This window comes from Exiguobacterium sp. s40 (genome assembly GCF_018617905.1).
Classification (GTDB): domain Bacteria; phylum Bacillota; class Bacilli; order Exiguobacteriales; family Exiguobacteriaceae; genus Exiguobacterium; species Exiguobacterium mexicanum_A.
Window position 1 is genome coordinate 107672 of record NZ_JACSLC010000007.1, and the last position, 19365, is coordinate 127036.

The 19365-nt window shown below is 53.7% G+C and carries 13 protein-coding genes and 1 pseudogene; 5 read left to right on the forward strand and 9 right to left on the reverse strand.

The features are described 5' to 3' along the window. Nucleotides 1-10: 10 nt before the first annotated feature. The 9 genes and pseudogenes from guaC to KNP02_RS08725 all read right to left on the reverse strand — a co-directional run bounded on the left by guaC (nt 11) and on the right by KNP02_RS08725 (nt 15541). Nucleotides 11-994 (reverse strand): GMP reductase, encoded by a 984-nt coding sequence (gene guaC, locus KNP02_RS08685; protein ID WP_214708298.1) that lies wholly within the window; start codon nt 992-994, stop codon nt 11-13. Between the two features lie 199 nt (nt 995-1193). Next, the gene (locus KNP02_RS08690; protein WP_214708300.1) at nt 1194-3251 is read right to left on the reverse strand and encodes a PAS domain S-box protein; all 2058 of its coding nucleotides are present in this window, start codon (nt 3249-3251) and stop codon (nt 1194-1196) included. Between the two features lie 110 nt (nt 3252-3361). Then, nucleotides 3362-4546: an MFS transporter gene (locus KNP02_RS08695; protein WP_034780462.1), complete on the reverse strand. Its 1185-nt coding sequence runs from the start codon at nt 4544-4546 to the stop codon at nt 3362-3364. A 212-nt stretch (nt 4547-4758) separates the two neighbouring features. Next, nucleotides 4759-5568, reverse strand: a pseudogene (locus KNP02_RS08700) (MFS transporter); the annotation flags it as partial. Nucleotides 5569-5688: 120 nt separating this feature from the next. Then, a complete protein-coding gene (locus KNP02_RS08705) occupies nt 5689-7698 on the reverse strand; it encodes a catalase (protein WP_214708304.1) in 2010 nt (669 codons plus the stop codon). Between the two features lie 109 nt (nt 7699-7807). Further along, nucleotides 7808-9892, reverse strand: a complete 2085-nt coding sequence (locus KNP02_RS08710) for an alginate lyase family protein (RefSeq protein ID WP_214708306.1) — start codon at nt 9890-9892, stop codon at nt 7808-7810. Nucleotides 9893-10003: 111 nt separating this feature from the next. Next, nucleotides 10004-10666, reverse strand: a complete 663-nt coding sequence (locus KNP02_RS08715) for a hypothetical protein (RefSeq protein ID WP_214708308.1) — start codon at nt 10664-10666, stop codon at nt 10004-10006. 50 nt (nt 10667-10716) lie between these two features. Then, nucleotides 10717-11922, reverse strand: coding sequence for an NAD(P)/FAD-dependent oxidoreductase (locus KNP02_RS08720; protein WP_214708310.1), 1206 nt, complete (start codon nt 11920-11922; stop codon nt 10717-10719). Nucleotides 11923-12034: 112 nt separating this feature from the next. Beyond that, on the reverse strand, nt 12035-15541 hold the full coding sequence (locus KNP02_RS08725) for a chitobiase/beta-hexosaminidase C-terminal domain-containing protein (RefSeq protein ID WP_214708312.1): 3507 nt from the start codon (nt 15539-15541) through the stop codon (nt 12035-12037). Nucleotides 15542-15928: 387 nt separating this feature from the next. Between KNP02_RS08725 and KNP02_RS08730 the strand changes: the two genes are divergently transcribed. The 5 genes from KNP02_RS08730 (at nt 15929) to KNP02_RS08750 (ending at nt 19341) form a co-directional block, all read left to right on the forward strand. Further along, complete coding sequence (locus KNP02_RS08730) at nt 15929-16684, forward strand: alpha/beta hydrolase (RefSeq protein WP_214708314.1); 756 nt, start codon at nt 15929-15931, stop codon at nt 16682-16684. A gap of 140 nt (nt 16685-16824) precedes the next feature. Further along, the gene (locus KNP02_RS08735; protein ID WP_371819459.1) at nt 16825-18522 is read left to right on the forward strand and encodes a glycoside hydrolase family 13 protein; all 1698 of its coding nucleotides are present in this window, start codon (nt 16825-16827) and stop codon (nt 18520-18522) included. Between the two features lie 49 nt (nt 18523-18571). Next, complete coding sequence (locus KNP02_RS08740; protein ID WP_214708316.1) at nt 18572-18904, forward strand: hypothetical protein; 333 nt, start codon at nt 18572-18574, stop codon at nt 18902-18904. 64 nt (nt 18905-18968) lie between these two features. Beyond that, nucleotides 18969-19172 (forward strand): YwbE family protein, encoded by a 204-nt coding sequence (locus KNP02_RS08745; protein WP_214708318.1) that lies wholly within the window; start codon nt 18969-18971, stop codon nt 19170-19172. A gap of 1 nt (nt 19173) precedes the next feature. Continuing rightward, a complete protein-coding gene (locus KNP02_RS08750; protein WP_200881508.1) occupies nt 19174-19341 on the forward strand; it encodes a hypothetical protein in 168 nt (55 codons plus the stop codon). Nucleotides 19342-19365: the final 24 nt, after the last annotated feature.

Below are 19365 nucleotides of genomic sequence, written 5' to 3' on the forward strand. Positions count from 1 at the left end.
GCCGCTTTTTTTAGTACACTTTATCCCCGTTGAAGATTGAGTTTTTCACCATGACGTAATCGACGGTGCGCAATGCATCGAGATTGTCCCCACCCGAGTAAGAGATGGCCGATTGGAGGTCTTGCTCCATCTCGGTCAACGTGTCTTGGAGCGCCCCTTTATGCTCGACGAACACTTTCTTGCCTTCGACGTTTTTCCGTTCCCCTTTTTGGAATTCAGAAGCCGACCCGAAGTATTCTTTGAGCAACTTCCCGTCCTGTTCGAACGTCTCGCCCGGTGACTCGTCGTGGCCGGCGAACAACGAACCGATCATGACCATCGATGCCCCAAAGCGAATCGATTTGGCGATGTCCCCATGTGTCCGGATGCCCCCATCCGCGATAATCGGTTTCGTCGCCGCCTTCGCACACCAACGGAGCGCGGCGAGTTGCCAACCGCCCGTGCCGAAGCCTGTCTTGATTTTCGTGATACAGACTTTGCCCGGTCCGATACCGACCTTCGTCGCATCCGCCCCGGCATGCTCGAGTTCCCGGACTGCTTCCGGGGTCCCGACGTTGCCGGCGATGACGAACGAGCCTGGAAGGTGGTGTTTGATGTGTTGAATCATGCGGATGACCGCGTTCGAATGACCGTGCGCGATATCGATCGTGATGAACTCCGGCGTATGCCCGGATTCGGCCAGCATCTCGACGAAGCGATACTCATCTTCCTTCACACCGACACTGATCGATGCATATAACCCGCGTCCATGCATGTCTTCGATGAACTTGAGCCGCGTCTCTGGATGGAAGCGATGCATGATGTAGAAGTAACCGTTCTCGGCCAGCGATAAGGCGACTTTCTCATCGATGATCGTCTGCATGTTGGCAGGCACGACCGGAAGTCGGAACGTAAAGCCCCCAAGCGTCACGCTCGCATCACATTCAGACCTGCTGTCGACAATACATTTTGCGGGAATCAATTGAATATCTTCATAATCAAATACTTTATCCATGTTGTCACACCCCTATTTACGAACAATTAGATTCGTTGAATGATAAATACTTCGCCCATTCGGTAATGTAACGTAAATTAGAGCATATGTCAAAGGGATATAGCGATAAAAGATAAAAATTCTTGATGATCGTTGATTAATCCTCTTTAATGTTCGTGTTTATGTACTGTCTTCTGTGTTTCACGTGAAAAAAGACCGCTCAGGAGCGGTCTTCAAAAACGACGTATTGGTTTCGCCCACGGGCCTTGGCTTCATATAGTGCCAAATCCGCGTGTTTGAGCAATTGTTTCGTCGGCATTCCTGGTCGATACGGGGCGACCCCGACGCTCGAGGTCGTGACGAACGTATGTCCTTCGATTAACCACGGAAGTTGGAGCGCGGTGACAAGCTTTTCGGCCACCCGTCTCGGCGCATCGGATTCCGTGTAACGGATGAGCACCGAAAATTCGTCGCCGCCAAAGCGAGCGATCACGTCTTGGTTTCGCAGGACATCGGTCAGGCGAGCAGAGAATTGGCGTAGCAGTTCGTCGCCGATGTCATGTCCGAGTGTGTCGTTAATCTGTTTGAAACAGTCGATATCGAGCGAGAGGACGGCGAGAGACTCGTCCTCTTCATCCAATCGCACCAATGTCTCTTCCAAGTAGGCGAGGAAGTAGCGCCGATTCGGCAAGTCGGTCAACGTGTCATGGTAAGCCAGGTGCTTGAGCTGTTTCTCTAACACTTTGCGTTTCATGATCTCCCGCGTGACCGTCAAATAATGGAGCAGCTGGCCGACGTCGTCGTAAATCGCTTGAATCTTCGTCTCGAGCCAAATCCAACGTCCATCCTGGTGCAGGTGACGAAATTCGAGGGTGAGCGGTTCGCTCGACGCTGTCATCGTGTCGAGTTGTCGTCTCGCGGACTCGACGTCATTCGGATGGATGAAGTCGAGCGTATTTTTACCCTCGTAAAGCTCGGGCGCATATCCAAGCACGGTCTTGTGGGACGGCGAAGCGTAGCGCACTTGACCGTCACGCTCGAGGATACAGACGAGGTCGCTCATGTTCTCCGTAATGAGGCGATATTGCGTCTCACTTTGGTGCAGGGCACGCTCCATCTCACGCTTTTCGGTGACGTCGCGCAACAAAGTCATGACGGCAGTCGTGCCTTCGTAATCGATGAGCAGGCTGCCGATGTCCATATGTAGTCTTCGTCCTGTCGGCGTGAGGAGCACGATTTCCGTGTCTTGAACGGGATCACCTTGCCGTAAGGCTTGGAGGCGCGCCTTTGTCGTCTCATGAAATTCCGAGGCGGCAAATTTAAAGATTAATTCGCACTCGATATTCGTCTCTCCGATCGTTTCTAGCGCTAGGGCGTTGGCGTATAGAATGACGCCGTCTTTATGAACGATAATCCCTTCCGGAATCGTCTCGATCAGTTGGCGATAGCGACGCTCGCTCTCTTGGGTCGCACGCTCGGCATTTTTCTCCGGAGTATGGTCAATAATGATGGCGAACAGACCCGTGATTCGGCCTCCGACTTCAATCGGAATATTCAAGATGGCCAAGTCGAGGAGATCCCCGGTCTTTTGAAGCGCCGTGATCCCGTATTTGTGCGGAGTGCCGGACAAGGCAAAGCGGAGACCGTCGTCGACGAGCATTCGTTCTGACTCTGGCAACCATGCTAAAAATGACTCGCCTAACAAATCATCTTCTCCGTAACCCGTGATTTGCGTGGCAGCGGGGTTGATCGATTGGACGCGAAACGCGTCATCGAGGACGAAGATGCCATGCGGCGAGTAGCGCCGGAGCGACTCGTGCTGGTCTTTCAGAATCGACAGTTCGAGTTCACGACGCTTCCGCTCCGTCACTTCCCGGACGACCGAGATGACGTGTGTGCAGACGCCTGCCTCGTCGAAGACCGGGGTCACCTCGGATTCGTAGTAATGAACCGGTAGTTGAATCTCATGTGAGACGGGTTGGACCGAGTAAGAAGGTTCGGCCAGGCGGTAGTCTTCGAAGACGATACTCTTTCGTTCCCGAACAGCCTCCTCGTAATGTCGTGTGACGAGAGCGGCTGTCTCGGGCGGGACCATGTCCTCGACACGTTTCCCGATATCGGCATCTGTCCAGCCGATCGCCTGCTTCCCCGGCTCGTTTACAAATATATAGCGATAAGTTGAACCGTCCACTTCCATGAAGAAGACAAAATCAGAGATTTTGTCGAACGTTCGGAGGAGGACGGAGGAATAGTGTTGGATTGTCTGGTCGGCGTGCATCATGTCCCTCATTTCAATCAAAAACTTTTCGGCGCGTCATTCTCATATTACCGTAAGTGACGATGAAATGTGTGAACATTCTAAAAAAGACAGGACTGTAAAAAGTCCTGTCAGGCAGCTTGTTTCATTTCGGATCGCTCGTGGCGACCGTTCATCAAGTAATAGAGGAACAACGTAAAGGAGACGACGCCGGCAAGCAACAGATAGAGCGTTGAAAAACCGGTCAACGGAATGAGCAAGCCAATAAAATAAGGCCCGAATCCTAGACCCGCGTCCAAGGCGATGAAGAAGGTCGACGTGGCCATGCCCATCCGGTGAGGGGACGCCGCTTTGACGGCGATCGCTTGTGTGCCGGATTGGATATTCCCGAATCCTAATCCGATTAGCGCCCCGGCGAGTAACAGCATGACTGCGTTGTTTGCTTGGCTCAAGACGAGCATGCCGATCGCAAAGAAGGCGATGGCCGGGTACATGACGATGTTGGCCCCTCGCGCGTCCATCAGGCGCCCGGTGATTGGCCGCGAGATCAGGACCGCAATAGAATAGACAAGGAAGAAAATACTCGCCGCTTCCACGAGATCGAGTTCACTCGCATAGAAATTGATATAAGACAACACGCTCGAGTAACTGAGGGCCGCGACGCCAATGATGAGTGCAATTGGCAACGCCTTTGGTTCGACGAAGGCACTCAGTGACAAGCCCCGAACAACTTCCGGATTGTCGGCCTCAGGGACGTTCACGAACAAGGCACTTCCTAGACTGATGAGTCCGACGACGAGACAAGTTAGGAAGATGACCGAGAAGCTCGTGTACTGACTCATCATCAAGCCGACGAACGGGCCGATGGCGGTGGCGAGCGTCGAGCTCATGCTGTAATAGCCGATGCCTTCGCCTTTTCGAGAGCCGGGGATGACCTGGGCGACGATTGTTCCGGTCGCCGTACTCGACAGTCCCATTCCGAGACCGTGAACGAAGCGGGTGAACAGTAAAAAGCCAACGCCGAGGTCGATAAAATAGAGCAAAATTGTCGCCGTGAAGAAGGTGAGACCGATGAGAAGCGTCTTACGCCGTCCAATCGAATCGATCAAGCGTCCGATGAAGAGTCTCCCGACGAGCGTCCCGATAATAAAAATGCCGGTGACAAGCCCGGCCTCGCTCGTCGAAGCCCCATATGTGGAAACGGCATGAACGCCGATGGTTACCATTAGTAAGAAGAAGATAAGCGTCAAGAAGAAGTTGACGAGAGAGATGATGAGAAAATCTTTCGTCCATAGTTTTTGTGCGGTCAGTTGCATCGTCGGCCCGCCTCCTTATCCATTTGATTCTAAATAGTTAACAAACATAACTAAAGGAGTATAACAAAAGGATGGAGGTTTGTCCGAACAGACGCTTGTCACTAGAAAAACCGATGCGCGTTCACGCATCGGTCGGTCGTCAGGCTAGATGACGGCGATACCAGAGGACAAGCGGGACGAGCACGAGGAAGATGACGCCGCCGAGCAGTGACAAGGTCACTCCCGTGGTGGCGCATATGAACGGGCGTCATCGTCATGATGGCGACCATCACGATTTGGCTGAGGATCATGACGAACGCACCGACATAGACACCACGGCGGTCATGCGTCGATTCAAGCGGATGGACTGATGTGTCGATGGTTTCTTGCCGTTTCGCCTCGATGGCACGGGTGACGAGAAGCGGGTCAGGGTTCAAGAATACGAGCAAAATGAGGCCGGCGAAGAGATAGGCTACCCCCGCAAGCAAAAATGGTCCTGATAGTGTCGGCAACCCGAGCCCGTCGGCGACACGTCCCATCGGCTCGACCAAGTTCGGTCCGGCGACAGCCCCGAACGTCGTCGAGACCATCGCGATACTGACCGCGGTCGCTCGCTCCGTCGCATTCGCCAAATCCGTCCCGGCGTAACGGGCTTGGAGGTTTGTCGCTGTCCCCGCCCCGTAGATAAGGAGTGAGATGAACAAGAGGGGTACGCTCTCGAGCGTCGCGGCAATGATGACCCCGACCGCTCCGAGCGCACCGGTCAAGAACCCGGTCGCCAGTCCGAAGCGGCGTCCGACCCGCTGTGACATCAACCCGATCAAAAAGGCGGCGGCGGAACCGAACGTGAACAGTGCCGTCGGAACGCCCGCGTATGCGTCGGTCCCGAGTAAATCACGGGCCAGCAAGGCGCCGACCGTGATCCCGGCGGCGAGGGCGGCCCCTCCAAATATTTGTGAGAGCACGACAGTGACTAACGTTCGTTTGTATAACTGTCGTTGCAGTTCAAGGTTTTCCACATATGTAGCAAACTCTTTTCGCATCCAGTCTTTCCTTCTTTACGCTATATACCCCACCTAGTATATCGTTAGAGAGGAGGGGAAGGGAAGCACGTAAAAAGGATTCGACCCGTCGATTTGGATCGAATCCTTGAACTGTTCACATTAGGCGCGGTCCCAGAACCGTCCTTGCGCGATGCCGTCGATAAACGTATCGAAACCATCGAGACTATGTTGTTTGAACGTGTAGACGCCTGGTTGATCTGTCTTCACCCGGCAGCGGTGGAGCACTTCATCGTGGTGCAAATGTAGCGCGAGTGGCTTGAAGTGTTTATACGTGTTCTCGATGAACTCGAGCACGTCGTCCTCGACCGAGGTCGCTGTGCTGACGAGGAAAGCGGCATCGAACAGGCTCGAATCGACCGTATCATACGTCTCTTTCACTTTAAGGTCGCCGAGCGTATACGACTTCTTCCCGACGAGGCTGTAATTGACCTTGTTGTCAGCGAACACCTGGACCCACACATTCACTTGCGCGGCATCGACGTCTCCGGCAAGGAGGACGGCGACGCTCTTCGTGTCCGGTTTCGCGATTGTATTGGCCATGCTGAGCGCCGGTGAGGTCTTGTCCGAGACGACTTCATTGTTCTCGTCCGGAAGCTCGACGCCTAAGTTGTCAGCGACGACAGAGGCGAGGTGACGGTCGATACGATTCAACAAATCGACGGCGTTCTCTTTGACCATGTCCGACTCACATTTGCCGAGCTCGAAGCTGTAAGCGTCTTGAATGTGCTGCTTTTCGACGTCGGTCATGCTGTTATAGAAGAGCTTCGCTTGCGAATAGAAGTCGAGGAAGCTGTCGCTTCGGCCACGAATCTTGTGCCCGTCGATTTTCTCTTGATAGTGCTCGAACCCACCTTGCTCGGCTGGAACGGGCTCGGGTTGATTGTTGTTGAGCGCATTTTTGTGGTAGCTTGTCTGTCCTTTATGAACTGCCATCTGATGCATCCCGTCGCGCTGGTTGTTATGGAACGGGCAGACCGGTTTGTTGATCGGGAGTTGATGGAAGTTCGGTCCTCCAAGACGTGATAACTGGGTATCGGTGTACGAGAACAGGCGTCCTTGCAGGAGCGGATCGTTTGAGAAGTCGATTCCAGGTACGAGATGGCCAGGGTGGAACGCGACTTGCTCGGTCTCGGCGAAGAAGTTATCGACGTTGCGGTTGAGCATCATCTTGCCGACAAGTTTGACGGGCACGTCTTCTTCCGGCCAAAGTTTCGTCGGATCGAGAATATCGAAGTCGAACTTGAACTCATCTTCTTCCGCGATGATTTGAAGCCCGAGTTCCCATTCCGGGTAATCGCCTTTATCGATTGCTTCATACAAGTCGACACGGTGGAAGTCGGCGTTCTTCCCGAGCGCCTTCTGTGCTTCGTCCCACACTTGCGAATGGACGCCAAGTTTTGGTTTCCAATGGAATTTGACGAAATGTGCCTTGCCTTCCTTGTTGACGAGTCGGAACGTGTGCACGCCGAACCCTTCCATCATGCGCAGGCTGCGCGGGATGCCGCGGTCGCTCATCGCCCACATCACGTGGTGAGCCGCCTCATGGTTTTGACAGACGAAGTCCCAAAACGTGTCGTGGGCACTTCCGCCTTGCGGCACTTCCGTGTGCGGTTCCGGTTTCACAGCATGGACGAGGTCTGGGAATTTGATGGCGTCTTGGATGAAGAAGACGGGCATATTGTTCCCGACAAGGTCATAGTTCCCTTCATCCGTATAGAACTTCGTCGCGAAGCCTCGGACGTCGCGGACGGTGTCCCCAGAACCGCGTGAGCCTTGCACCGTCGAGAAGCGGACGAACACCGGTGTCACTTTCGACGGGTCGTTCAAGAAGTCGGCTTTCGTATAGTCAGCGAGCGACTCGTACACTTGGAACTCCCCGTGGGCCCCGACGCCGCGCGCATGCACGATGCGTTCAGGAATCCGTTCGTGGTCGAAGTGCGTCATCTTCTCACGGAAGTGGAAGTCCTCGATGAGCGTCGGTCCGCGTCGCCCGGCTTTGAGCGAAAACTCATCCTCCGCCATCTTTAGACCTTGATTCGTCGTGAGCCCGGCTTGCTGCTCGTTATCGATCATATGTTGTTTTAATTGCTCTTCCTTCTTGTTCCCCATGTTATTGCCTCCCCTTTAAGTATGCACACGCGCTGTAAGCCACGTTTTGGCCTACTTAACGAGTTTTCCCTAACCGACCGAGAAAAAACCCCCATTTTCCAAATGGAGGTTAGCGTAACATGGATAAGGTTTTCGTCTTGCCGTCCGACAGTTTGTAGCGCACGACGTAGTGGCGCGCCGTCGTCTGGACCGTGGCGGATGTGATTTTCGTCGTCTTTTCACCGATATGAATCAGCGTCAAATACTCGACTTGCTTGCCGCGCTTTGTCGTCACGACTTGATTGCGGCGTTGCCAGTCATAATCTCGGTATGACACGTAACTCGCACCGACGGCGACTTTCGGGGTCGTGCCGACCTCGAGTTGCAACAAGTGGATGGAGCGGTTCTGGTTGTCTTTAAACATGGCATGACGGCTTCCGCTCGAGACCCGGTTCAAACCGGTCCCAAGATGGAACCGCTGGACGAACGAGGCCGTGGTCGGACTCGTGATGTCATCGTACACGAGCACCGTTCCGTCGCGGTCGTAGGCGAGACGACGGGTGTGCGTCATCCCCTGGCCGAGCAGTCCGCTCGTCCCGGCTGCCGTCCACTGTGTCGATGAAGCGCCGACCGAAGTGATTTGACTGCGTCGCAAGTTGCTCGGCGTCAATTTGAAGTTCTGTCCGGCAACATGGACGGTATTATGGGCTGCTGCCTGCATGACGACCTTTCGTTCGGGTCGATTCGTATAGGCGTAACGACCGCTCTCGACGATAAAGTCGCGTCCGTAACCGTAAAGGTCGATCGATAAATCGTCGGCATGTTTATGGATGTTGCTGTGATAGCCGGCCGTCATCATCACTTGGACCGCGTCGTGGAAAGGACCGGCATTACCGCCCCAATGCTGACGGAAGAAGGCGTACTGGTTCGACAACTTGCCGACCCGTGTCGACGGTTGCGCCCCAGATTTTCCTTGTGTCATCGCGTAATACAAGTGTGGATAACGCTCGACATAGGGAATCGCGTCCGGACGGTGAACGATGGACGGGGTGTCGCCGAACATCGGGAGTGTCCCGTTCGGCTTCAACATATACGTCAACACACCAGGCATATCTTTGACGTCTCCCATCCGGCTCGACAAGGCGAACCGGTTAGCGGCGGCCCAGTCGTTGAAACGGGCGAGCGTATCATATAAATAAATCTGATAGAACGGTGAGTGCTCAAGGTGGACCCCGTCCGTGCTCAAGCTATGGCTCAACTGCTGTGTGAGCCGGTTCGTCGCCAGCGAACGCCATGACGACGAACGATAGAAACTTAGGTGCGTCTCCGCGACAGCGGTCAACGCCATGTCTTGGAACATGCCATGGTTATTGTTCGGCTTATAAAAGCTCGGTGTCGCGAGGAGCGTCGCGTGCTCATAGAGCGTCTTGGCAAACAGTTGCGAGAACGCTGGGTCGGTGTTGACCGTGGATGAGCGGAACTCGTTCCAGAAGTTGAGCAGATGGAACGTCCGGATCGCCGTGCCGTGGTCGTGATACGGCCATGGATAGCGTTTGTAGTTCCCAGCCGGATATTGCTTGGTCCAACTCGTCACGATCCGCTTTCCGTAACGGAGATACTCAGTGTTTCCGGTCGCGGCGTATGCTTGCGTCAACTGGTTCAACGTCGTGAAGTAATGGATTTGGAACTTGAACGACTTCGAGTCGACCTCCGGGACGCTGACGTCGAAGCGGTATGTATCGATGTTCGGGACGCGCAGCTGATAGGGCGGGGAGGGGATATACCAGTTCCCTTTCATCGCTGCGTCAGCCCGGATGACAGCGGTCTTGGCTGTCAACTCATCATAGTAGTACGGCGTCTGGCCGCGGGTGAGCGAGCGCATATATTCGTGGGTCAGACGTGCATAGGTCGAACCAGAAAACGTCGTCAAGGACAGGTTTGTCGCCACTAGTTTGACGGCTTTCTTTTTCACGTAATAGATGGTTCTTCCGTCCTGGACTTTATAGTAATAACCGGACGTGCTGAGCGCCTTGAACCGCTTTGCTGTTCGCAACGTCGCTTTCGGCTTGAGCGTCTTGCCGACAAATTGATAAAGCGTTGTGCCGGAAGGGACGCTCACCTCATAAGGGGGTGTCGTCGCGGCCACGGCGGACTGTGGCGTCATAGTAGAACCCATCACGAACAACAGCACCCACAAAATCATCAATCGTTTCATAACGTCTTCCTTTCTTTGGCCGTTCAACCAGTTACGTCTATACAATTAGTATACAATTATATATTTAGCCAAATAAAGGAAAATTCGATGTATTTTTCTGGAGGATTCAGGTTATAAAGCGGCCCACACATTCTGCTTTAATACAATTTGTTGGACAGTTTCCGGATTCAAGTCGTATTTCGTGGAAATGGTGCGGGTCACCTTCGCTTTCAAGTCAGGATCGTCCGACTGTTCCGCTTCATAGACACGATTCCATGCTTGCCAGACACGTGCTTCCTTGTCCGAAAGTTGCGTGCCCCATTCTTTTTCTTTCAACTGCCACCCGAACGTCATGTCTTCATAAGAACCGGCTTTCACCGTATCAGCAAGGCTCCAATCTCCACCAGGCGCAAATACGGCCTCGCCGAGCGGGGATTCTGTACCGATATAGGCTTCGTGGTCATAAAAACGGATGAGGGCAGCTTGGAACGTGTCTTGTACGGCCACCTCGTCGATCACATCCTGGCTGATCGATTGGAGTGTCTCGACGTCGGGTTGGCCGTGGACGATAACGTCATATGCATAGCGGACGGCCTCGTCTTCCTTCACGGCCTGCCTCGCCTCGATCGTATAGCGTCCCTCCTCATGTGTCGCTTCTGTTCGGGTGATCGCGCCATCGCGTTCCTCCTCGATAGACTCATGCGGCCAGACGTAGGCGGTCAAGATCATGGCGGGGATGAAGAGAAGACTGCGCCTTAGACGATACACCCATTTCGGTTTACGTTTCGTTGTCATTTAAATCACTCCAATTCTTATGTATCAAAAAATCCCCTGATGTCAGGGGATTAACGTGTGCGGTCGAGCCGTACGATTCGAGAATCGGGACTGTCGATCCCACGAACCAGCTCACTCAAAATTTTAGAACCTAACATGCTGTACACCGTTCCATTGCCCCCGTATCCGAGTAAATAAAAGAGATTGGGGCGGTCCGGGTGTTCCCCGATAAAGGGCAGTTGGTCGATTGACTCACCGAACAAGGCTACCCAGGCGTATTCAACTGTCAAATCATACATCGGGAACAAAGCCTCGACTTCTTGGCGCAACCGCTCGGCCCGTTTTTGAATGAGCGCCTCGCTATGCGGCGTCTCTGGTTTCTCTTCATCGAGCCCGCCGGCGATGATGCGGCCGTCGACGGTCGTCCGTAAATAAAGGTACGGCCGTTTCGTTTCCCAAATGAGCGCCTGGCCATCCCATTCTTTAAAATCAGGGACGGGATTCGTCGCAATCGCATAAGAACGGTTGAGTTCGATTCGGTGCGTGTCGAGGAGCGGGGCCGGGCGATAGCCGGTCGCGAAGATGACGTGGCCCGCCTTGAACGTTCCTGCTGGAGTCAGCACGAGCCAGTCGTCTCCGTCGGCGACGACTTCCGTAACGTCCGTCTCTTCAAAGATGGGGACGTCCTGTGTCGACAAGTAACGGACGACTTGGCGGCTGAGTGTGAGCGGATTGACCTCGGCGTCCCCGTTCGTGATCAAGGCGGCCGGTTTGTCGAACGGATAGCGTGCGCGTAACGCCTCCCGGTCGAGCCATTCGGCTTGAAGCCCATGTTTCGTCAGCATTTCATACTCCCGTTTCAATTTGGAGACATCTGCCTCACTGCTGGCAAAGCAAAGGCTGTCGCGCCGGATGTAGACGTCTTTGGCATCGACCGTCTCGGCGACCTCGTCGAGCGCATCGACCGCCTCGGCACACAATTTATAGAAGCGGACGGCGTCATCTTCGCCGATTTGCTCGGCGAGTTCATGCAACATGATGTCGTTCGAGTATTGAATGAGCCCGGTATTCGCGGCCGTGCTCCCGGCACCGACTTTCCCTTGGTCGATAACGGCGAAATCGACACCATCCTTGTGAAGGGTATAGGCCGTCAGCGTTCCGGACATGCCGGCGCCGATGACGAGTACGTCGTAGCGTTCTTTTTTGATTGGTTTCTGTAAGACAATCTGTTCCGATTCCGTGATCGGCCAATATAAGTTCCCGTTGTGCATCTCCATGACGTCATCCTCCGATAATCAGCATCTCCTTCTTAATCCCCGAATTTCACGATTGAAAACGCCAAAAACCGCAGACGACGTGTCTGCGGTTTTTAAATCGGATGTGTGTTCGTTACTTCTTGATGACGACCGTGTTAGCGGATGCGCCTTTCGTGTAACTGATTCGTTTCACATTTTCGGCTCCACGAATCTCGGCCAAGTTCGTGCCGTCGACGATGACTTCTTTGACAGTTGCGCCGTCGAAGTCGATGATGGCACCGGCTTCTTTCGGTTTCACTTGAACGACGATGTTTTTAAGCGGGTCACCTGTCAATTCCGTGTAAGCACCACGTACGAAGATACCGTTCTTGAAGTTCGTGCCCTTGCCGATCGTCACGCCGATGAAGTCGTCTTGAAGGACGAGGCGAGCAGCACGGTTATTTTCGACCGTGTAACGTGTCAATTCCACTTCCGGCTCCGGAGTGAGGTCGATTTGAGCGAGCACCGGATCGTGGTCACTTGCGCGACCAGACATTTCCGTGAAGTCCGCGTTGACGTGGATCATATCGATCTCGGTTGTCGCCGCTAAGTGGTTCGACACGAGGATATGGTCGAGCACTTGCGAGTTCCCTTGGTAGACGTACGAGTAACGGTCGACGGCAGGTACTTTTTCGACCATGTTCGTCATCAAGTCGCCTTTGAAGATTTGCATCGCGTCTGAGAACTCGAAGTCGTTAAAGTCACCTAGGGCGACGACGTTCGCGTCCGGGTTGTCCGTCTTCACATCGGCCACGAAATCATGGACGATTTGTGCGATTTGTTTCCGTTGGACTTCGCTGCCAAGAACGACCGGCTGTTTCGAGCCGAAGAAGCCAGTGTCGCCACCTTTCGAGTTCCAGTGGTTGGCGATGACGACGACGTTCTCGCCTTGGAAGTCGAATTGCGCCGCGAGCGGTTTACGTGAGCTGTTGAACGCCGGGTTGAGCGGGTCGATGCGGCCCGGGTTGTGCGTCAACTTGCCGTTCTCATAACCGACAGCTGTCGTCGCGTCACCGGCAGGGATGCCTTCTGTGAGCGAGACACGTTCCGGGTCATACAAGAAGCCGACACGGATGTTGGCGTTCGGTGCACCGCCATCTTTGTTGTTTTCTGGGTCGATGTTGACGTACTTGTACGATTTGCCGCCGATCGAGACGATATTGTCAATCAAGCGTTGATAGCTTTGGTCGGCCGCAGAATCGCCTGTGCCCTCACCGTTGTTGTCTTGAACCTCGGTCACGCCGATGATGTCCGGGCTGTTCAATTCCTCGACGAACGCTTTCGCGAGTTTAAGTGCCTTCTCATCCGATGTTTCCTTCACGTTGTTCGAGAAGTTCTCGAGGTTGTAAGAGGCGATCGTCAATTTGTCCTCTTCGGCTTCGATGAACGTCGTCTCGCGCTTAGCATCGCCTTTGACGAAGGCGGCTTTCATTTCGTCGAGTGAGGCTTGAATCTTGTAGTTTCCGAACGAGTATCCGACGATTCCGACGATTGGGCCGTTGAATCGGTCACCGGTCGCGACATCGAATTCACGCGCTTCCGCGTTTGGTTCGAGACGGAATTGGATCCGTTCTGGGTTGGCGTCATCTTTTTTAAGAAGCACACCACCGTTGAACGTCTCCGTCGGTGTTCCTTCGAGCACGGTCACGAGGTCGCCGTATTGTTGTGGGGAGACAGATTTAAGGTTTCCTGTCTCGACGCGCATCCCTTCAAGGCTCTCCCAGAAGTCGATGGCGTCTTTGTCCGGGTTGAAGACGGCGAGGGCGTCGCTGTCGATGAACTCGGTCGGCAAGTTCGACTCGTCGATTTTCACTGGCGTCGGGAGGGCGACACCGCTCTTGATGACGTCAACACCACCGTTACGTGTATCGATTTGCGTCATCTTCATGTCCGTCTGTTGACGGTCGCTATATCCTTCGATGGCGTACTCGCTGACGAGACCTTTCACGCTGACGAGGTCTCCGACTTGAATGCCGGCGATCGAACGGCCGCCATACAAGATGATTCCTTCTGACGTGCGTGCGTCTTGGTCCGCTTCCATGTCAGGTGTTTGAATGTAGTAATACGTCGTTCCATTCGAGACGAACGAGTACGTGACGATTCCTTCGACACCTTCGACCGTCTGTCCGTTCATCGGCGACGTATGGCTCGCGCCTTGAATGTCGTGGATGCGGATCTTGTCCGTGATTTTATAGTCGAACGTCGTCACGGCGCTGAACGCATCACCTGATTTGACGGCCACTTTGAGCGTCTTCGTTTCTTCAATGCGGACTGGTGATGTATAAAGCGTACCGTTCACTTTCGGGTCCGACCCGTCGAGCGTGTAATAGATGTCAGCGCCCGCTGTCGTCGTCGAGAGTGTCACGTCTTGTGGACCGACGAACGTGCCCGCACCTGGCTTCGCAGTTGCCGGACGGAGTACCGACGCGTCGATGACCGTGTCAGATGCGTCACGCGGGATGATTTGATACGTGTTATCGAACTGTTGCACGATTCCTGTGATTGACGAGTAGTTGACGTCCGTCTGTAAATCGAGAATGCCGCGCTCATCGCGCACGACGAATTCTTTCGTTCCGTCCGTGGCCGTCAAGTTTTGACCACTGCCCGAGAGCGTGACGTTATTGACGGTGACGAGTTCAGACTCGACGTCCTCATTGATCTGTTCGCCAGTGAGAACTTGCGCAGTCGGGACGCTCGCCGCTTGTTTTGAAACGACGACGGCGCTGTTCAATTGAAGCAGTTCACGATACGAACCGATCGCACCCGTGACGACGACTTCATCCCCGACGTTGACGGCGAGTGACGTCGGACGGACCGAGAGGCCGCCTGTCGCATCTTGAATCGAAATCGTGTTGGCCAGTTTCGCCGTGACGACGCCTTTGATCGTGACCGTTTCACCTTCGGCTTTCGTACGGGCGTCACTGATTGAAATCGGAGTGACCGGCGCCGGTGGTTCTACTGTACCGCCATCGCCGTAGTCGACGCCTTGGAACGTGTGGGCTCCGAGGTTCGTGAACGTATCGATTGGTTGTGTGTTCCATTCAGTGGCCGGGTCGAACGCATCGGCGCCGTTCGCATCCCCTGTCGTGACCGTATCTTTTCGAACCAACGACTGGTCAGCCGTGGCGACGCTGGTTCCCCATTTCGTACCCGGATCGAATCCGACTTGACCGAAGACGTCGAGCACCGTGTCGCCTTTTTTCAAGACGAGCGTGTCATCGCCGTTAAAGTTCGTCACACCGCTTGTCGTGTTCGACTTCGCTTTCAAGGCATCGCTCGCGTTGGCGTTGACGATGACATACGTGCCACCTGGCTCGAGTGTACCCGTCAAGTTGAGGGTCGTGCCTGGAGCCGTCCCCCCGTTTGAATACAGTTCAAGTTTATAGGCCGAGAGGTCGATGGCCGCATTCGTTCCATTGAACAGTTCGATCGCTTTATTGTTGCTAGAGCCTTCAACGTATTCCGAAATGAATAAATCTGAAGCGTTCAACGTCTCTGCGTGTACGTTTGCCGCAATCGGCGTCATGCTGCTGACGATGAGTCCAGCCGATAAAGCGAGGCCGGTCATTTGTTTGAATGAACGTGCTTGTGGTTTCCCCATGTGTTAGTCTCCCTTTGATTATGTAGATAGCCGATACGATGTCCCAGTTCGTGTGGTCACTTGCTTGAGCGGATGCCCCCTTTAGGCCAAAACAAAATGATAGCGCTTACATTACTCGACTTGACGTAAGGAAGTTGCGTTCGTACTCCCTCCGTCGATTGACGGATTCCACTATCATTTACCAACTTTTCAACCACATGTTAAACATAACCAAGCAGACGTCAGAACTCAATCCACTTATTGCGAAGTTCATATTACAGTTTGATTACAGACCAGAAGAAAACAAGGCAGAGGTCAATCGGGTTGACGGGACGTCGTCCAACTCTTACAATTCATTAATACAATTAAGTATATCGGTTAACTGTGGATTAAATAAGGAGGAAACGAATGACGACAATTACTTATCCGGTCATCCCAGGAGCGGGCGCGTTTTTTTATGAAGGAAATGAAATAGGAATCTTATTGTGTCACGGCTTTAACGGAACGCCTCAAAGTGTGCGTGATGTCGGGATCGCTTTGATGGAGAAAGGATTCACCGTCTATGCGCCTCGGCTCAAAGGACATGGGACGGACCCGGAAGAATTCCGGCACTCGACGCGCCGCTGTTGGTACGAGTCGATGGAGGCCGGCATCCGTCTCTTACGCGAGCGATGTCGACACGTCATCGTCGTCGGGCAGTCGATGGGCGGAACGTTGGCGATGAAGGCGGCCTTGTCCGGTCATGCCGATGCGATCGTCACCATCAATGCGGCGTTGTCGGTCCCGGGCTATGCCTGTCACGCCACAGATGACGTCTGTCGCTTCATCGATGAAGATGAACCGGACATCTGTGCACCGGGCGTGTATGAGATCGTCTATGACAAAGTCCCGACGTCAGCCATCCGTGAACTGCTCGCGCTCATCGAGGAGGTGCGCCCGATGGTGGCTGAGGTGGCCGTCCCAACGTGCGTCATCCATTCCGCCATCGACAACGTCGTCCCTCCAGAAGATTCGGTATGGCTTTACGAACAAGTACAAGCACCGAAACAACGGGAAGTGCTCGAACGCTCGTACCATGTGGCCACGATGGATTATGATCGCGAGCGGTTGGCCGACATCATCGGTGCGTTTTGTGAACAAGTCGCGACCGTCTCTAAAATGTAGTCCTTGGACTGCATTTTTTTATATCTGATTATTTGCAAACGCTTGCGCAAGTGCTATTGTAGGATTAGATTGAGCCTAAAACAGGTATTGCTGTTCAAGTATATACCTAGAAATCATGACATATAGGAGGCAGGCGGCGTATGGAGTCGATGGTCAGTAGACAACAAGAGAAACAGAAAACGGTCACCCGCACGTGGTGGAAAGAAGCGATTGCGTATCAAATTTACCCACGCAGTTTCAAGGATTCAAATGGGGATGGGATTGGTGATCTCCGTGGTGTCATCGAGAAGCTCGATTATTTAGAAGACCTTGGTATCGATGTGATTTGGCTATGTCCGATGTACAAGTCCCCGAACGATGACAACGGCTATGATATCTCAGACTATGAAGACATCATGGAAGAGTTTGGGACGATGGAAGACTTTGACGCCTTGCTCAAGGCCGTCCATGCACGCGGCATGAAGTTGCTCTTGGACCTCGTCGTCAACCACACGTCCGATGAGCACCCGTGGTTCGTCGAGTCGAAGCGCTCGAAAGACGACCCGAAACGCGACTGGTACATCTGGCGCGACGGGACGGATGGGGGACCCCCGAACAACTGGGCGAGTATCTTTGGTGGTTCGGCTTGGGAATATGATGAAACGACCGAACAATACTATTTGCACGTCTTCTCGAAAAAACAGCCAGACTTGAACTGGGAAAATGAAGAAGTGCGTGGCGCCGTCTATGACATGATCAACTGGTGGCTCGACAAAGGCATCGATGGATTCCGGGTCGACGCGATCAGCCACATCAAGAAGATGCCGACCGAGACGATGTTGCCCTCTCCAGACGGCAAATCGTACGTCACGGCGTTCTCGATGTATTCGAATATCGACGGCATCCACGATTATCTTCAAGAGATGAAACAAGCGACGTTCGCCAATTACGACATCATGACGGTCGGCGAAACGAACGGGATTGAACCGCAAGCGGCCGACCTATGGATGGGGCCGGACAACGGGGCGATGAACATGGCATTCCACTTTGACCACGTCGACATCATGCGCAAGTCACGCCTGGCACCGCTCGATGTCGTCGAATTGAAACGAATCTTTGACAAGTGGCAACAAGGCCTGCTCGAGACGGGATGGAACGCTCTCTATATCGAGAACCACGACATGGTGCGCGCCGTCTCGCTCGTCGGGGATGAGAACCATTACTGGCGCGAAAGCGCGACCGCCCTCGGCATGATGTACTTCTTCATGCACGGGACGCCGTTCATCTATCAAGGTCAGGAAATCGGCATGAAAAACGTGCCGCTCCCTTCGATTCATGACTATGACGATGTGGCGACAAAGAATGAATATTTCGAACGGATTGCCAACGGGATGAGCGAAATCGATTCGATGCAGCACGTATGGGGCACGTCGCGCGACAACGTCCGCACCCCGATTCAATGGGACGCGTCACCGAACGCGGGCTTTTCGACGACGAAGCCGTGGATGCCAATCCACGAAGAATATGAGACGCTTAACGTCGACGCCCAATCGAAGGATGCCCACTCGATTCTATCGTTCTACAAGGCGATGATTCGTCTTCGTCGGGCCGAAGAGACGTTCACGTACGGCAGTTACCGTGATTTGCTGCCGGACCATCTGCAAGTGTTCGCCTATGAACGGAAGTTTGAAGAACAGACATTTTATGTCGTCGTCAACTTGACGGCAAACCCTGCCGAGGCGACGCTTCCTGGTCTCGATAAAGCGACGCTCGTCTTGACGAATGAGATGGACCCTGAGACGATTGAGACAGAAACGTTTATGATGCGGCCGTTCGAAGCAAGGTTGTATCGTTTATAATTGAGAAGGCACCTTCACGTCGAAGGTGTCTTTTTTAGGAGGTGGGATCATGCATCACTTCGAGATTAGAAACGAGGAGACGACATTCCGGTTCGTCATCGCGGAAGCGTCACGAACCACGTTGCGGCTCGTTCACGACCAGGAGCCAGAAACGGTTCGGACAAGTGATTACGTCCAGTTCGCGAATGATTTGACTCGCGTCTATCACGAGTTGAACGGTGCAGCCAGGCTTCAAAATGCATACGGGCGAGACATTTTGACAATCTCATTTGAACGCGGCCGGGTCGAGGTCGAGACGGCGTGGGGGCAAACGAAGCGTCGATTGAGGACCGATCAAAGTTACTTGACGAGAACGGTCAGTCAAATCGGCATCGTGGAATAGATTGTGACAAACGCGGGAAAAGAGCATATGATAGAGGTTGACTATACGGAAAGGGGTGTCGGGTATGGATGGCACGAAACGCGCGGACATTCGCCCAGGGCTCCACGTCCAGATTGTCCTAAAACAAGATCAGCGGAGTGGGAAGTTGACGTCAGGCGTCGTCAAAGACATTTTGACGAAGTCGCCGCGTCACCCGCACGGCATTAAAGTACGCTTAAGCGATGGACAGGTCGGTCGGGTGAAAGTGATCGAAGCTGGAGGTGAATGATATGAGTGAAAAGAAATTAAGTTTTCAAGAGGCGATGAAGCAAAAGCTCGCCGAGAAGAAACAAAACGATACGAAAGTGCCGACAGGACTTCGTGGGACGAAGCAGAAACCGTTGACGAACCAGTTGACGAAGAAGCCGAACAACCAGAAGAAACGGACGGGCATCTAAAAAGCAGCCGCTCAGTGAGCGACT